At 54.5% G+C, this 16,776-nt stretch carries 11 protein-coding genes; all 11 read right to left on the reverse strand.

The window, feature by feature from the left end:
* Positions 1-37 precede the first annotated feature (37 nt).
* Positions 38-1,072 carry a glycoside hydrolase family 43 protein gene (locus AC23NW_RS28470; protein ID WP_293841336.1) on the reverse strand — a complete coding sequence of 345 codons (1,035 nt, stop codon included), beginning with the start codon at positions 1,070-1,072 and terminating at the stop codon, positions 38-40.
* Positions 1,073-1,382: 310 nt separating this feature from the next.
* Positions 1,383-2,750: a Gfo/Idh/MocA family protein gene (locus tag AC23NW_RS28475; protein WP_487453842.1), complete on the reverse strand. Its 1,368-nt coding sequence runs from the start codon at positions 2,748-2,750 to the stop codon at positions 1,383-1,385.
* A gap of 277 nt (positions 2,751-3,027) precedes the next feature.
* Positions 3,028-4,389: a TolC family protein gene (locus AC23NW_RS28480; RefSeq protein ID WP_487453844.1), complete on the reverse strand. Its 1,362-nt coding sequence runs from the start codon at positions 4,387-4,389 to the stop codon at positions 3,028-3,030.
* Positions 4,382-7,483 carry an efflux RND transporter permease subunit gene (locus AC23NW_RS28485; protein ID WP_487453846.1) on the reverse strand — a complete coding sequence of 1,034 codons (3,102 nt, stop codon included), beginning with the start codon at positions 7,481-7,483 and terminating at the stop codon, positions 4,382-4,384. Before AC23NW_RS28485 ends, AC23NW_RS28480 begins: the two co-directional genes overlap by 8 nt.
* A gap of 8 nt (positions 7,484-7,491) precedes the next feature.
* The gene (locus AC23NW_RS28490; protein WP_487453848.1) at positions 7,492-8,526 is read right to left on the reverse strand and encodes an efflux RND transporter periplasmic adaptor subunit; all 1,035 of its coding nucleotides are present in this window, start codon (positions 8,524-8,526) and stop codon (positions 7,492-7,494) included.
* Between the two features lie 64 nt (positions 8,527-8,590).
* Positions 8,591-8,989, reverse strand: coding sequence for a ferredoxin reductase domain-containing protein (locus tag AC23NW_RS28495; protein ID WP_487453850.1), 399 nt, complete (start codon positions 8,987-8,989; stop codon positions 8,591-8,593).
* Between the two features lie 139 nt (positions 8,990-9,128).
* Positions 9,129-9,692 carry a Crp/Fnr family transcriptional regulator gene (locus tag AC23NW_RS28500; RefSeq protein ID WP_293843267.1) on the reverse strand — a complete coding sequence of 188 codons (564 nt, stop codon included), beginning with the start codon at positions 9,690-9,692 and terminating at the stop codon, positions 9,129-9,131.
* Positions 9,693-9,742: 50 nt separating this feature from the next.
* A complete protein-coding gene (locus AC23NW_RS28505; protein ID WP_487453852.1) occupies positions 9,743-11,137 on the reverse strand; it encodes a glycoside hydrolase family 28 protein in 1,395 nt (464 codons plus the stop codon).
* 107 nt (positions 11,138-11,244) lie between these two features.
* Positions 11,245-11,682, reverse strand: a complete 438-nt coding sequence (locus AC23NW_RS28510; RefSeq protein ID WP_293843263.1) for a nuclear transport factor 2 family protein — start codon at positions 11,680-11,682, stop codon at positions 11,245-11,247.
* Between the two features lie 13 nt (positions 11,683-11,695).
* Positions 11,696-14,557, reverse strand: a complete 2,862-nt coding sequence (locus tag AC23NW_RS28515) for an exo-beta-1,4-galactosidase (RefSeq protein WP_487453854.1) — start codon at positions 14,555-14,557, stop codon at positions 11,696-11,698.
* 172 nt (positions 14,558-14,729) lie between these two features.
* Positions 14,730-16,082, reverse strand: a complete 1,353-nt coding sequence (locus tag AC23NW_RS28520) for a Gfo/Idh/MocA family oxidoreductase (protein ID WP_293843260.1) — start codon at positions 16,080-16,082, stop codon at positions 14,730-14,732.
* Positions 16,083-16,776 lie beyond the last annotated feature (694 nt).

The raw sequence follows: 16,776 nt of genomic DNA on the forward strand, positions 1-16,776 counted from the left end.
CTGTCCTGTTCATCCTGTAATCCTGTCAAAAGCTCCTTTATTCTGTCGGTGCGGCCATCGGTACTTTGGCAAGGGGCTTGCCGAAGTTCGGCGTGCCATCGGCATTCCACGTAAACGGCTGAATGTGCGGTGCCCGCTTGTTGCCGCAGCCATCCGTCGCCGACGGATTGGCGTGGTAAATCATCCAGCTCTGTTTGCCGTCAGCCGAGGTAAAGAAGCCCCCGTGACCCGGTGCCCAGACATTGTTTTCAGGCGCCTGCACAAACACAGGCGTCTGCGATTTCTTCCAGTTTTTCGGGTCCGTCAGACTGCCTTTGCCGGTATACTGCAACATGCCCAGGCAGTAATCCAGCCAGCAGGCGTTGGCCGAATAAATCAGGAACAGCTTGCCGTCGTGTTCCAGAAACTCAGGGCCTTCGTTGACGAATACCTTCGGTACTTCGCCGTTTTTCTGCCATTCCTGCGGTACATCACCGTGCATTTCCCACGGCAGATCCGGCTTCGACAGCCGGACGCGGTCACCTTTCATCGTCCACGGGTTTTCGAGTTCGGCGATGTAAATATCCTGGCGGCCGTTGATTGGCCCCTCCCAACCCGACCAGGCGGCGTACAGCTTGCCTTTAAACTCTTTGACGGTCAGGTCAATGGCCCAGTGATCGCCCGGATCCGTGAGTTTGCCTTTCAGTACCCAGGTTCCCTGCATCGGGTCCGGCGAATCGTTTTCGACCACCCACATCCGGTGGTTCACGTTCCGGCCGCTGTCGGCAGCGAAATAGACATACCATTTCCCGCGGATGAAGTGAATTTCGGGTGCCCACAGCTCACGGGAATACTGCTCTTTGGGCGGCGGGGTATAAATGACCTTGTGTTCGGCCGTGGCCAGATCGGCCATGTTTTTGGTTTTCCAGAGCGTCAGGTTGCGGCCGGTGGTATTCATGTAGTAATACCAGCCGTCTTTCTGCACTACCCAGGGGTCAGGACCTGAGTTTTTGACCGGATTTGTAAAGGTGCGCTGGGCATGCAGCGAGGTGGTTACCAGCCACAGCAGCAGGAAAAGAATTCGGTTTTTCATTTCGTTTTTTAAGCTGCCACGAAGGCACTAAGTCGGGAAGGTGCACCAAGTTTTAAAGAAATTTTCTTTGTGCCGCTTCCCGACTTCCCATCTTTGTGGTTATTTTTTTTAAGCTGCCACGAAGGCACGAAGTCGGAAAGGAGAACCAAGTTTTAAAGAAATTTTCTTTGTGCCGCTTCCTGACTTCCCGTCTTTGTGGTTATATTTTTAAAGCTGCCACGAAGGCACGAAGTCGGAAAGGAGAACCAAGTTTTAAAGAAATTTTCTTTGTGCCGCTTCCTGACTTCCCGTCTTTGTGGTTTAAAAAAATTTATACCTTCTTCGGATCGGGGTGTACCCACGGCGCGCGGTACGGGCGTTGCAGGAGTTTGGTTGCCTCTTTATCGCCGACGATTTCGCGCTTCTGCGGGTCATAGACCAGCGGCCGGCCAAGCTGCATCGACAGATTGGCGAGCAGACAGCTTGCCGTTGAAATGTGTCCTTCTTCGATGTCAGCCACGGGGCGGCCGTTCTTTTCAATCGCTTCGAGGAAATTCAGCATGTGCAGGCGGGTGGCCGGAGCGGCGTTCAGCTCAATCCGCTCTTCGGTCAGGTCTTCCGGATATTTCTCTTTTTCGTAGACAACATCCTTGTGGATCTTGTCGCCTTTGCCCTGCGGGATAAAGTCGTAGCTCATCGTACTGGCCCATAGCGTTCCTTTTTCGCCATAGAGCGTAAACGACCACGGATAATCCGGGTTGTTCGGGGTTCCCCAGGTGCGGTGCTGCCACACGCAGTTCAGCTCCGGATATTCGAAAATGGCCGTCTGTGTGTCTTCGATATTTGACTTACCTTCTTTCTGGACATAAATACCACCCGTTGAGCTGATTTTTTGCGGCCAGCTGAGCTTCAGCATCCAGCGCACGGTGTCGAACATGTGGATACACATATCGCCCATGATGCCGTTGCCATACTCCTTAAACGTCCGCCACCAACGGATGTGCGGCAGCCCGTCGTAGGGCCGCAGCGGGGCCGGACCCGTCCACATGTTGTAATCCAGAAAATCCGGCACAGCCACCACCGGCGGATTGCCGTTATTGCGCATGTGGTAATAGCAGCACATTTCGACGTGCGACACCTTGCCGAGCAAACCGGCGTCTACGATGTTCTTTTTGGCGTCGATCAGGTGCGGCGTACTTTTCCGCTGCGTCCCGACCTGCACCACCTTGTTGTATTTACGGGCGGCAGCTACCATCGCCTCACCTTCCATCACGTCAACGCTGATCGGCTTCTGCACATATACGTGCGCACCCGCCTTCACCGCATCAATCGCCATCAGCGCATGCCAGTGGTCGGGCGAGCCGATGAGGACAATATCCAGCTGATTTTCGGCGAGCAGTTTTTTGTAATCGCCGTACAGTTTCGGGACTTTTCCGGATTTCTGCCGCTGGCTCACCAGTTTACCGGCTGCATCCAGCATATTTTTATCCACATCACAAAGCGCGACAACGTCGACATCGGCCACCTGAATCAGGCGGAACAGGTCGCTTTTGCCGTACCAGCCGGTCCCGATCAGGGCTACGCGGTAGGTTTTCATCGGCTTTGTAACATCTGTCGCCTGTGCGCCCATGGCGGTGAGCGCCAGGGAAGCGGTCGTCCCCTGAATAAACTGACGACGATTAAGATTGAACTGGTCCATGAAGTAAGTAAGGGTTTGGACGCCCGGAAACGGTGCGTCGATACGTATCAATAAAGCGGAAGCGTTTATTTACTTACTTATGGGCCGTTGCCAATACGCTGGCCACAACACGTAGAGACGCAATATCTTGCGTCTCCAGCACCAACATTACCCGAAAACAATAATATAACCCTATGGTCGCGGTAGAGACGCAATATCTTGCGTCTCCAACACCAACATCACCCCAAAACTATACTATAACACAATGGTCAGCCATGAGACGCAAGATATTGCGTCTCTACAGGGTTCCCGTCAGCAGATTCACATCCAGAATCGCCAGCTGGTAGTTCAGTTGCGCGGCCAGAAGGTCAACCTGCGCTTTGGCCAGATTCGACTGAGCCGTCAGCAAATCCGATTTCAGGTTCAGGCCCGCGGCCTGCCGGTCCTGCTGTACCTTGAGCTCTTCAGTCCGGTATCGGGCGGCTTTCTGCGCCACGTCGATCAGCGCCCTGGCCTGGCTTATTTTCCGGTAGGCCTTCTCCAGATCGCTGCTCACCTGCTCCTGCGTATTCAGCAGGTTTTCCTGTGCCTGCTGCCGGATCAGATTGCGCTGGGTCATCACCTGTTTGTTGGCCACGAGGTCCTGCAGGTTCCATTTCAGGTTTACGCCCACATACGGGTTGTTGACCGGAAAAATCAGGTTGCCCTGCTGGTAGGTATACCCCGCCAGTACGCCCACATCGGGCCGGTAGCTCTGTTGCGCGGCTTTAATCCCCAGCTGCGCTTTCTGTTGTCCCAGCGTTGCCAGCTGAATATCGACGTTGTTGCGCAGGGCCGACATAGCCACTGAGTCCAGTGACGGCACGGCGATCTGCGTTAACTCGACACCGGCCAGTACCAGCGAATCAGCTTTGATGCCGGTCAGCCGTTTCAAATCCGTTTCGTAGTCTTCGCGCTGAATCGCCAGCTTCAGCAGGTTCTGCTCCTCGTCGGCAATGTTGGCCTGCAAACCGGCCTTGCTGACGTTGATGGTTTTGCCCGACCCCAACGCACTTTCCACATCGTACAGTTTCAGCTTTGCCACATCGAGTTTCGACGCGGCTTCTGTCTGTTGCTGCTGATTGATCAGCAGACCATAATACAGCCGCTCCACCGCCTGCCGGATTTGCAGGGCCGCCTTGCGCCGCTCCTGCTCCGACACCTGAATGTCTGTCTGATCAATGGCCAGTCCGGTTTTTACCTTGCCCAGCTGGGTAATCGGCTGGTAGGCCATGATCCCCGCATTGATGGTATGGTGTTGCCCCAGATTAAATGTTTTTGTTTCGTTAGGCAACGGCACCTGCGTGGTCGCATTCAGCGGCAACACCCCGAACGATCCCTGATCAATCACCAGCGAACCGGTGTTGGCATTGTACTGATAGGTGGAGTTGACCGTTACCGACGGGTACTTTTTGACCTCGTCCTCTTTCAGTTTCGCCTGCTTTTCAGCAACCTGCAGTTTCCGGATCGCCAGACCACGGTTATTTTGCAGCGCCAGATCAATCGCTTTCTGTAAGCTGATCTGTTCAGGCTGGCGTCCCGCCTGCTGGGCGGTGGCCGGATGGGCCGTCAGCATCCCCATGATGCCGAGGCTGATATATAGTTTCGACGTGTTATACATGGTGAACAGGTTGTTTTTGGGCAGCAAGGATCTCTTTCTTGTCGGACGGCTTAACCCAGGCGATATACAGAACCGGCACCGTCAGCAGGGCCATGACCATCGACCAGAGTACCCCGACGGCAATGACGCTCGCCAGCGGGCTCCACATCGGCGACCCCGACAGAATCATCGGCAACACCCCGATGGCCGCCGCCGACGCGGTCAGGAAAATAGGCCGCAACCGGCGCTTGCCCGACTCAATGGCTGCCGTCCGGATGTCCATCCCGTGGTGCATCAGTTCGTTGGTATGATCCACGAGAATGATCGCGTTCCGGACCACAATACCCGACAGACTGATCAGGCCCACAAAGGCGGTAAAGCCAAAGTTGTTGCCGGTGATATACAGCCCGAACAAGGCTCCGAACAAACTCAGCGGAATGGTCAGCATGACTATGGCCGCCTCCTTGAGGTTCCGGAACTGGAACAGCAGGATAAAGAAAATCAGGACCAGACTGATCACCAGTACTGTAATCATCTGACTGAACGTCTCCTGCTTGTTGGCAAACTCGCCGCCGTACTCAATCCGGTAACCGGCCGGCAGCTGAATCTGGTCGATAGCCGGCCGGATTTCCTTCAGGAGTTCGGCCGGCAGCACACCCTTACCGGTTTCGCTCTGCACCGTCAGCGTACGGACGCCGTTGCGGTGCATGATGCGACCGGTTTGCCAGCGCGGCACCAGATCCGCAATCTGCCGGAGCGGTACCCGTCCGTTCGTAACCGGCGACGACAGGTAGGTATTGCCCAGATCGTCGGTGGTTTCGCGGTTCTGCTTATCCAGGCGGAACACCACATCAATGGCGTTGTTGCCCTCGTACAGAGTCGTAATGGGTGCCCCGCTGAAGCCGGTGTAAATCATCTGCGAAATACTCGACGTGGTAAACCCGAGGCGGCTGGCTTCGTCTTTCAGCTGAATGCTGATGCCGTAATAGTCTTCCTGAAAATCATTGCGGACAAGGGCACTGCCGTGCGCTTTCTTCACGATACCTTCTACTTCCTGACTAATGGTTTTCAAGCGGTTAATGTCATCGCCGATGATCCGGACCTCCACCGGCGCCTTGAGGGGCTGACCCTGTTGCAGCAGTTTAATCTGCGGCCGTCCTTCCGGAATAATAGCCTCTACCTTATCCTGTAATTCATCCGCCAGCGCCTCCGTCGTGTGCTCATCCGTGGTGTTCACCAGAATCTGAGCGTAGTTGCTGACCGGCACTTCCGGCGAAAAGTTATAGTAAAAACGCGGAGCACTCGTACCGGCAAACGTGGCAAAGGATGTCACGCGGTCGTCTTTCTGAATCAGCTTTTCGACCTTTTTAATAGCCGCTTCGGTTTTGTCGAGACTAGTACTGGTCGGCATCCAGAGTTCAACAACAAACTGGTTGCGTTCGGCAGCCGGGAAAAATTTCTGACGCACCCCGCCGGTGTACAGCAGTCCGGCAAAGACGATGGTAATCAGGCTCAGGCCAATGGTCAGTTTCGGGTGACGGATCGCCCAATCCAGCGAGGCGTTGTAGCCGTTCTGCATGCGATCGAGCAGCGACGTTTTCTTCGGTTCATTAACCGCATCCGGATCGTGTAAGCCTTTCTTAATGAAGACATAACACAGCAATGGCGTCAGGACCATCGCGACGATAAACGACGAGGCCAGCGCAATGGCAACCGTCCACGGCAGAGCATTGATAAACTCGCCGACCGAACCGGTCAGCAGAATCATCGGCATAAACGATGCAATGATCGTAACGGTAGCCGCCAGCACCGGCACTACCAGATCACTCGCACTGCGCCACGCTGCCGTCCAGCGCTCAACGCCCGCGTCCAGCAGTTCGACGTAGTTATCGGCAATCACAATCGCATCATCAACCACCATACCCAGTACCACAATCAGGGCCGCCAGTGATACCTGGTGCAGCTCGATGCCAAAGGCGTGCATGAGCGCAAACGTCACCGCCACCGTCATCGGAATGGCCATGGCCGCTACCGACGCAATGCGGAACGGCAACAAGAGTACCACCACCACAACCACCGAGAAAATGGCCAGGAAAAACTCGTCGATAAAGTGCGATACGTTGTGGCCCACGACCTGCGGCTGATTCACAATCGTGGTCAGGGTCACATCGGCAGGGAACAGCTTTGTGGTTTCGGCAATTTTCTGATCAACTGCTTTTCCGAAATTCACAATGTTGTTTCCTTCGTGCATCTGCACGGTCAGAATCAGGGCCTTGTGGCCGTTAACGGTAATGCGGCTGGTCGGCTCCACATATTCGCGCTGGATGGTAGCAATGTCGCCCAACCGGACAATAGCCCCTGATTTTGAGGCCCCGACAATCTGATTGGCGATTTCATTTTCTCTGGTAAAATAGCCGCTGGTATAGAGCGGGGCTTTCCGCGATTTGGTATCGATTGAGCCCGTGGCCCCGATGGTGTTCTGCGATTGCAACACTTCCACAACCTGCTGCATATCAACGCCATACTGCGCCAATTTTTCGGAGTTTGACGAAACCGTAATCTGCTCCTGCTGATCGCCGACCCGTTTGATTTTCGACACGGCCGGAATGGTCCGCAGGTTGTCTTCCAGCTTTTGGGCGTATTGTTTCAGCTGCGCGAAACTGGCCTGATCGCTTTCAATGCCGATCACCAGGGCTTCAGTATCGCCGAAATCGGAGTTCACGATCGGCCCCCGCACGCCCTGCGGCAGTTCCAGGCTTTTGACCACCAGCAGCTGATGGCGCAGTTTGCTCCAGAACACATCCGGATTCTTTACATTTTCACCCAGTTCGACATTCACCACCACCATTCCGTCGCGGGTGGTCGAATAGGTTTTATCTTTCCGGACCTCTTCAAACTGAAACAGGTATTGCTCCAGCTTTTTGGTCACCTGATCCTCTACCTGCGCCGAGTTTGCGCCCGGATAAAAGGCCAGCACCAGGCCCTGACGTACGGTAATTTTAGGGTCTTCGCGCCGTGGCATCGTCAGCAGCGAGTAAACGCCCAGCACAAACACTAACAGCAGCACCGACAGCGTGACCTGTTTATATTTTAAAGAAGCTTGAACGAAATTCATGACGTTGATTAATTAGAAAGGCTGACAGAAGAACCATCGGTGAGCTTTTGCTGACCACCCGTAACCACGATTTCCTGCGGTGAAAGACCGGCAGTCACTTCAATTTTGTTGTCGACCAGCTGGCCTACGCTCACATTGCGGCGGAAGGCTTTTTTCTGCCCTTTATCGACCACGAAAACATAGCTCTGGCTGTCGGTATCGTGCAGAATGGCTTCGGCAGGCAGCAACAGGCGCTCAACCGGCTGATTGGATTTCAGCGTGATTTCGGCGATCATACCCGGCCGGATCAGTCCTTTAGGGTTCGGCAGTTCAATTTTGACCGTAAACGCCCGTGAGGTAACGTCGGCCACCGAACCGACTTCTTTTACCCGGCCGGTAAAGGTCTGGCTCAGCGACGACACCAGGACGGTGGCCGGCTGCCCGATTTTGATGCTATGCAGCTCGCTTTCCGGGATATAGGCATTGACGTTGACCTTGCTGATGTCTGATACGACAAACAGCGGCGTGCCCACACCGGTGATTTCGCCCGTTTCGGCCAGTTTTTTCAGCATCACCCCGCTGATGGGTGCATATAATTTTGTGTCTGAGAGGTTTTTGGCCTGTAGTTTCTGCTGCACTTTTGCCTGTTGCAGCCCGAAGTTGACCTTCGCAAAATCGGCGTCGCTGAGGCTGTTACGGTCGTGCATCAGTTTGAGGCGGCTAAATTCATCGCTGACCTGCGCCACCTGCACATCGGTCATTTCCTTGGCGATGCCGTAGTTGGTCGGGTCGAGACTAGCTAAGAGTTGACCTTTACGGACAACCTGCCCTTCGTCGGCCGCGATAAAGTTCAATTTACCGGCAACCATAAAGCCCAGCCGGACTGTGCGGCTGCCTTCAATGTTGCCGCTGATGGAGGTAGTGCGGTTGACCTGCCTGCGGCTGACCTGTTCCGTAACGACCGGAATAGCCGTTTCCTTTACCTCTGTTGTTGTTTCCTTTGTCTGACAGCCACTTACCAGTGCCGTAGCGATCAGCGCGATATAGAGTTTCTGGCTTTTCATAGCGATTAATACGTCGAAGAATGATGATGCAAAATTGACAGATGAAACACTGCTTTCTTTTCATCTATCTTAAAAAATGGAGATGTATGGTTTCTTTCTTAATTCCTAAAAACAGAAGCTGATCCCGGACCACCGACACAAATTCAGGCTGTCCGGCCACACGGATCTTCAACTGGTCGCGGGTGTTGGCGTTCAGCATGGTTTCAATGGTTGCCTGATGATCAAACCGGTTTTCGGGATCAATCACCAGCGCTGGAATGAATTGAGTCGGAAAGTGACGGGACAGAATGTGCAGCTCGGGCGCAAAGACGTGCGCCGATGCCCCTGACGCATAGATCAGGGATACGTGAGTCGAGGGATGGCCGACCAGATTTTGTTTGATAGCCGGAAACACATCACCGATCCCTGACTCGTCGGTGATGTATAGATAATGGACTGTTTTTACCGGATGAATCGTTTTCATAGCCTATCCAATTAGTCATACAAAAGACTAATCAGCGGCCCTGATTTCTTTTCATCTGGATTAAAAAATCAGTATATAACCTGAAGGTAAGCTAAAATTTATTGTAAGGTCCTGCTCCTGGCTGAATGACGCGGATCGGTTAACGTTGCGCGCGTATTACGCTGAGGGTCTGCTGGGTAATGCCCAGATACGATGCGATATGGCCTAACGGAGCGCGCTGGAGAATGGACGGATACTGCGCCAGCAACGTATTATACCTGTCCTGCGCCGACTGAAACTGGAGGGCATACAACCGGTCGGAAAAGGTTTTCAGCGTCTGGATCAGCAGTGTCCGCATTATTTTTTCCAGCTTATCGTGCTGGTCAATCAGCTTTTCAAGATCGGCATAGGGTATAGACCGGACCACCGATTTTTCCAGCAGTTCGAAGCCATAGGGAGACGTCCGGCCATAGAAAATATTTTCGATGGCCATAAAGAAGGAGTTTTCCAGAATAAAATGATGGGTCACATCTTTGCCGTCGGGCTTGATGTAGTAGGTACGGGCGAGGCCCTGTTCGATAAAATAAACCTTCTGCGAGGTATTGTCGGGCAGCAGGAGCTTGTGCCGCTTCGGAAAAACGTCACGGACAACCGCCTGATCCAGTTCGTGTTCCAGTTCGGGAGAGAGAGAGACCAGTTCGTTCAGGTACGCCGTTAGTTCCATGCCGCTTCGATTAGGGCCGAAAATTAGCCGTAACTTACCGGAAAGCCAATTTAAAACGCAACTCCGGTGCTTTTTTTCACCTCCAGCGGTTTGCTGTCTTTACCGGAAATGCTGACTTTATTGACAATCCAGTCTTTGCCAAACTCGATACTACCTGCCTGTGCAGCGTTGATAGACACGTTATCTAACCGGAAGTTTTCCAGCAACGACTGTCCTGAGCCCTCGGCCCGGATCCCCCGTTTGGCATCCGATACCGTCAGATTGGTAATCCGGACATCGCGGAAGTGTGGAATACCCCGTTCGGCCGGTTCGACTTTTTGCAGCATGGCTTTCCAGTGAGGTGGTAAGCTGGCTTCGGTATAGCCCGCCGGCAAGGTCGAATAGCTGTAGCTCGGATTCCAGTTCATGGTTACCTCAATGGCGGTACCGACCCCATCCATCGTAATGTCTTCCATCGAAACGTCCTCCACGGTGCCGCCCCGCGTCATGGCCGATTTGAGCCGGATACCGACGCCGGTACCTTTGGCTTTCAGATTCCGGGCAATTACGTGCCGGATGCTCCCCGACGTTTCACTGCCAAAGGTAATCAGCCCCCCGCCCGCACGGGCAATGCAGTCTCGGATCAGTACGTATTCGGTTGGCCGGTTTACACGGAGTCCGTCCCAGTCACGGCCCGCTTTCAGGCAGAAATCGTCGTCGTTACAGTCGATGTCGCAGTGTTGCACCAGTACATAGCTCGATGAGTCAATGTCAATGCCGTCGGTGCTTGGGCCGTGACCGCCGATGTTATTCTGAATCACCAGACCATCGGCCGTTACGTGGTCGGAATACAGGATATGAACTGTCCAGAAACCGGCCTGTTGCAGGGTAATGTCTTTCAGCGTCACATCCGACGAGTTGGCCACCAGCAGCGTACGCGGGCGTTTGGCGTCATAATCAACGATCCAGCGCAGGCCTTTCGGCTCGTATTCTTTCCGCATGGCCCAGTAGCTGTCCCAGAACGGTTTGCCCTGTGCGTTAACGGTCCCCTCGCCCACCACGGCCACGTTGGTCTGCCCCAGTACGTTGATCAGGGCGGCGGGCCATTTCATTTCGATGCCCGCAATCCGGGTGTCGATTTCGGGGTAATCGGCCAGCGACTGGCTGCCGAGCAGTTCGACCCCTTTGTCAATCCGCAGCGTAACGCCTTTCTTCAGAAACAGCGAACCGGTCAGGTATTGCCCGGGCTGAAAGGAAACCACGCCGCCGCCTTTGGCCGCACAAGCGTCGATTGCCTGCTGAATGGCGTTGGTGGCCAGCGTTTTACCATCGGCTACGGCACCGTATTGGTTGGTCAGAAAAACGGTTTTGCGGGTTGGTTGCTGACGGGCACCCACCTGCTTTACCCACGCCGGATCCGGTGCACTAAAGAGCGTCAGCCAGAACGAAAGACAAAGAAGAATCATACACTAAACTCACTGATTAACAATTGACTCGTTCACCGCATAGCCACATAGAAAACATAGATTTCACTCTCTTTGTGTTTCGGATGTGGCTATGTGGTAAAACAATACTAAATCTTAACGGCTTGCCGGGCAAAGAGCTTCCAGCTGCCTTTCTGCTTGACCCAAACCGTCAGAATGGCGATTTTAGCCGTTCCCGGTACGCCTTTGTCGTTGGTTTCGCCGTACAGTTTGTGCCGCACCCAGGCCGTATTACCCGACACCGTAACGGTCTGCTCGGTCAGTTCGATGGTTTTGAAATCGGATGTACCGCTGGCAAACGCCTCCACAAACTCCTTTTTGTCTTCGACGCGGCCGTTGGAGTGGCCATAGCTCAGTTCCTCGGCCGCTACCGATTCCAGCGTGGCGCGGTCGCCGTTCAGCATGCCCTGCCGCAGTTTTTCAACGGCTTGTTCGACATCTTTTTTGTCATCGCCCTTTGTGGCGGCATTCGCAGAGCAGACAACGGCGATCAGCGCAATCGCCAGCAACGTTTTCAGTGTTTTCATGTGTTTTTTCAGTTTATTTTACATCCGGCTTTTTCTTCAGTTCATCAGGGCTATCGGCCGTAAATGCCTTGAAGGTATCGCGGGACGGGCTGTTGAACAAAGCGCGGATTGTTGTTAAATCTACCGATGTTTCCGGGTTAAAAGCGGCGGTCTGCATGTAGGCCCGCAGGCTCCGGAACAGCTGACGGGCAACGATCCGGTGGTCGGGGTCGCTCAGCAGGTCGGCACTACACAACATCAGTTTCCCCGCCCCTACCTTTGTTTCCAGAATCATGCCCAGCCGCCGGTTCAGAAACCAGGTATCGATGGGCTGTACAATCGGCCGGAACGACGCCGGAAAATCTTCGAGGTTCATCACCTGTGCCTTATGCACAATCTCCCACCATTGCAGGTTACTGTGCGGGTCGGTCGGGAACTGCGCAAATGCCGGATGTGCGGGATTCACCACGAACCCGAGCGTGTGCGGCGGCCGCATCTTAAACCACGATGTATTCCAGAATACCGGCAGGAAATGCTGCACCACCTCCTTGCCTTTTTCAATTTTCCCGGCCGCCTGCAGGAATACCTTCCCCCCGTTTTTCAGAACGGTCTCCGCTTTTTCGTCCAGGGTTGTTGTCACATAAATATCGTCTTCGGCTAAGGCCGGCGGGGTTGCCGGATAGACCCAGACCTCCCAGCTATTGGCAACCGCCGTGCCCGGCATAGAAACCTCCAGCGTGAGCTTTGTGGCCTGCTGCATACCGGCCAGCGGTACACTGACCGTCCCGACCGGCTGATTCGTACCGATGGAAAACGACTGTGGCGCAAAGGCCCCGCGTCCCACCACCTTTCCGGCCGGACCGGTCAGTGTCCAGGTAAGCCGTGCATTGGTCAGCGGGGGTCTCCCGAAATGGGCCAGTTCTACCGCTGCCTCCATCGTCTCATCCGACCGGTATACGAACTTCGGCAGTCGTGCCAGCGGCACTGTTTCGCTACAGAACCGGCTGAACGTCTTCGCGTTGACATAGCCTTTCTCGTCCCAGAAGGCGTCCAGCAAACCGACCAGCGCCGTTCCCTGCCCCGAGTAGTCATTCAGCGACAGCAACTGAAACCCCGCGCCGCCGGGCGTCCGGAGCGACCGCTCAATTTCCTGCTTGTAACATAGTACCTGCAACTTACCGGAAGCCATCAGAAACTGATCGCCCTGGTCGCCCATGCCCCGGTCGGTCAGGTCTTCCTGAAACAGTTCCATGTTGCGGGCGCGGTACACGCCGGTGTATTTTTTGATTTCCTTGAAATTCGGCGTTGCGCACCACTGCCCCATTTCGTGCGTCAGGTAAGGTACCGTAAAGCCTTCCAGCTTTGAGCGGTAATCGCCGGTACTCTCCGGAAGTTTGTCGTAGGGCAGGTTGCGGGGCCCCGACTTAACCATAAATTCGTTTTCGGGCACCAGCGGCCAGCTCATCCCTACCGACGCGCCGGTGTATTTCCGGCGCGGGTCTTTGGCCATCCAGTAAGTACAGAAGGCCCCCAGCCACTTCGCCTGGTTGCGGCCCGCGGGTTCGTTGCCATAGGCCAGCAGACAGTACGAGGCGTAGTTGCCATACGATCGGGCCATGCGGTCGGTTTCGTCGTAGAGGTACTTGTCAACGGGTTTGCCATCGCCCAGCGACGTGCCGTGGTTGCACCAGCTCGGCCCTTCGGGTTGCAGGTAAAACCCGACCTTGTCGGCAGCGATAAAGGCTGCTTCGGGCGGGCAGTACGAGTGGAAGCGCATATGGTTCAGACCGTATTGTCTGGCAATCCGGAAAATACGCTCCCAGGCCGGTACGTCCATGGCGGCATAGCCCGTCAGCGGAAAATCACAGTTTTCGACCGTCCCGCGCAGGTAAACCGGCCGGCCGTTGACGGTAAACCGCGTCCCCTGAATGCCGATTTCCCGCATTCCGAACTGTACCGCCCGCCGGTGCTCCTGCTGACCCGACCGGACAAGGACCTGTAGCTGGTAAAGCGCCGGATCAAACTCGTCCCACGTCAGCAGGCCGTCGCCCATCGGATAGACGATGTCCAGGGTTGCGGAGGTACCGTTCAGCGTAAACGACTGCGAAACCGGTGCGACGACATGCTTTTTCGCCGTGTTAAACGCCGACGCTGCTATCCGGACGGTACCGGCCGCATTGGGGTTCAGGCTGTTGATTGTCACCTTCACCCGCGCCAGTTTTTGTTTCAGATCAGGATACACCTGCACATCGTCTACCCGGACAGGCGGCATGGCCTGTAATTCCATACGGCCCACAATGCCGTTCCAGTTGCCCTGCGTATGGTCGGTCAGGCTGTGCGAGTCCTTGCCGACATTGATGTCTTTGATCCGGTTATCGATCCGGATGGTCAGCGTGTGTTTCCCGGGCGGTAGCTTACCGGTGAGGTCAAACACATGGGGGGCCACCAGGCTGTTCTGCATCCCGATCTCGGCATCGTCGATCCAGACGCGGGTTTCCGTATGCGGTCGTTCCAGAAACAGTTCAACGTGCTGATTTGTCCAGTTGGCGGGAATGGTCACGTCTTTCTGGTACCAGGCGGCGCCGACATATTCCTTCACCGGCGTCAGCCAGAACGGAAATTTCAGGTTTTCCGGCTGCCGGTACTTCGCCATGCGCGGGTTAAAGTACCACGAACTGTCGTAGATGCTGCCCGTCCATCTGGTTTGGAGCGTAATGTCATTTCCCTTGCCGTTTTCGGCCATAGAGCCGGGCAGTTTAATGGTTTCGGGCAGTTTACCGGCGAACCACCGGCCCGCCACACCCTTATCCGCCGCATCAGTCCGGAACCGCCACTGCCCTTTCAGATCAATGACGGACGATGCCCATGCCGCGTTACCGGACACGACCAGCCACATCACCAGTAGAGACGCAATATTTTGCGTCTCGAATAACGTTCTGAACCTCGATAAACGAGACGCAAGATGTTGCGTCTCTACCCGCCTAAATAACGTTCTGAACCTGAACAAAGGAGACGCAAGATGTTGCGTCTCTACGGTTGGTGCCATACAATTCCCGTTATCCTCCACGTTACGATTTGACAGCCAGCGGTTTCAGTCCCGTCAGGTCTTCGATCCGGACGGGTTGACCGGTCTGGATGCTTTTGCGGGCACCGATGCCGACCAGAATCGCCATGGCTCCGTCGCGGCTGCCGGCGGCCTGCCGGAAGGTGTCTTTCGCGCCGGGATTCCGGAAGATTTTGTCCCGCAGCCGGGCATCGCCGCCACCGTGGCCTTCGGCCTGCGGTACTTTAATGTACTCGACCTCGCCAAAGTTTTTCGACAGCATCAGCTCGTCATACGGCTCAATGGTCATTTTGCCCGACTCCTTGACCCACGCCTCCAGACGGCCTTTGGTGCCGTTAAAAGCAATCCGGTAGCCCTCATACGGCGAGTACGTTGTCAGTGAGTAGCTGACATTTACCCCGTTGGCATAATGAATCGTTGCCGCCATTTTGTCGAAAATATTGATATCCTCTTTGAATACGCAGCCGTCGCGGTGGTAGCCGTCGTATTTTTCGTTATCGACGTACAGTGCCGTCAACCGCTTATCTTTGGTAATATCCCAGTAGTAGTTACAGTCTGATTTATGCGGGCAGGCGCGGCAGTTTGTGCTGCGGAACGGCCCGTTTTTGCCGTAGTTTTCCAGTGCACCCTGCGCATAGACCGACTCCGGTTCCGACTCCAGCCACCAGTTCAGCAGATCGAAGTGGTGACTCGCCTTGTGAACCCACAGCGATCCGCTGTTTTCGCGCAGCCGGTGCCAGCGCCGGAAATAGTCGGCCCCGTGGCGGGTATCCAGATACCAGTGAAAATCGACCGACGTAACCTTGCCGATGGCCCCTTCACGCAGCAGTTCGTAGATTTTCTGGCGGTGCGGCGAGTAACGGTAGTTGAAGGTTACGGTCACTTTTTTGCCCGTCCGCTTTTCCGCATCCAGAATCGCCCGGCACTTGGTTTCGTCGGTGGTCATGGGCTTTTCGGTGATGATGTCGGCCCCCATTTCCATACCCTTGATGATAAATTCGTCGTGGGTCGCGTCTACAGTCGTTACGATGAGCAGGTCCGGTTTGGTTTCCTGCATCATTTTCTCAAAGTCGGTATAGGTCGCACAGGACACGCCCAGCATTTTTTTGGCCGTTTCGGCGCGGCCGATGTTTTTATCGCACAAGCCGACAAACTCAATGATATCCGCAAACTCCCTGACGACCGGCGTACCCCACATGCTCGTGCCGCGGTGGCCGGTACCGACCATAGCCACTTTACGTTTGGCCATCGGCGCGGCGAGGGTTGTCAGAGGAGATGCCGCCACCAGACCGGCGGTTGCAAGGGAAGACTGACGCAGAAAGTCGCGTCGTGACAGGTTATTCAGCGTTGTTTCCATAGAAGTTAAGGAGACGTACAAACGATCCCGGGTAAATGGTATTAAGCGGATGTCAAATTTGATTTTATCTTTCAGCCAAACTTTCCCGCACCCTCCTGTCTACCGGCAAAATGAACCGGTTGCGCTTATTTAGCGAGGTGTCCGTCTAATGGTTTTGTGTATGACCGCTCGTTGAGCGTAGTGTACTCTACGCTCGTGCAGTAGCCGGTCTCTGACCAGTATGCAATCAGTTTTTTATGACACGCAACAGCTATCAGATTTAAAACGCTACGGTTTTCCGGTAATCATGATGATGCAGAACGATATTAGTAGCGATTGATCTTCTTAGAACAGGACATCGTTTTCGCACAGGCGTAGTTCAAACAATGTCCAACAGAGGGGCTACGCCGAATACAATGAACAGTATGAGGCCCAAGACTAACAAATCAGTGAACGGCGATTGATTCAACATCTCCAGTGGCACCCAATTAGGTTGTCACTGGAGAAACGATTAAAATGGCTCCGCCAAACAGCGCACCTATACTGAGGAAGGCCAGTAAAATGATTAAACAGCATGGCATACCGGCTGGCAAAGCTTTTCAAGAAGACTTTAATGGCAACCTATTGTTTATCAATACTGAGATGGTCTAATTTATCGGCACAGTGAACTTGCTTAACTTCGCAAGATCATGCAGCAACTAAGCAGACCTAAAAC

Source organism: Arsenicibacter sp. R0_47, from assembly GCF_057652235.1.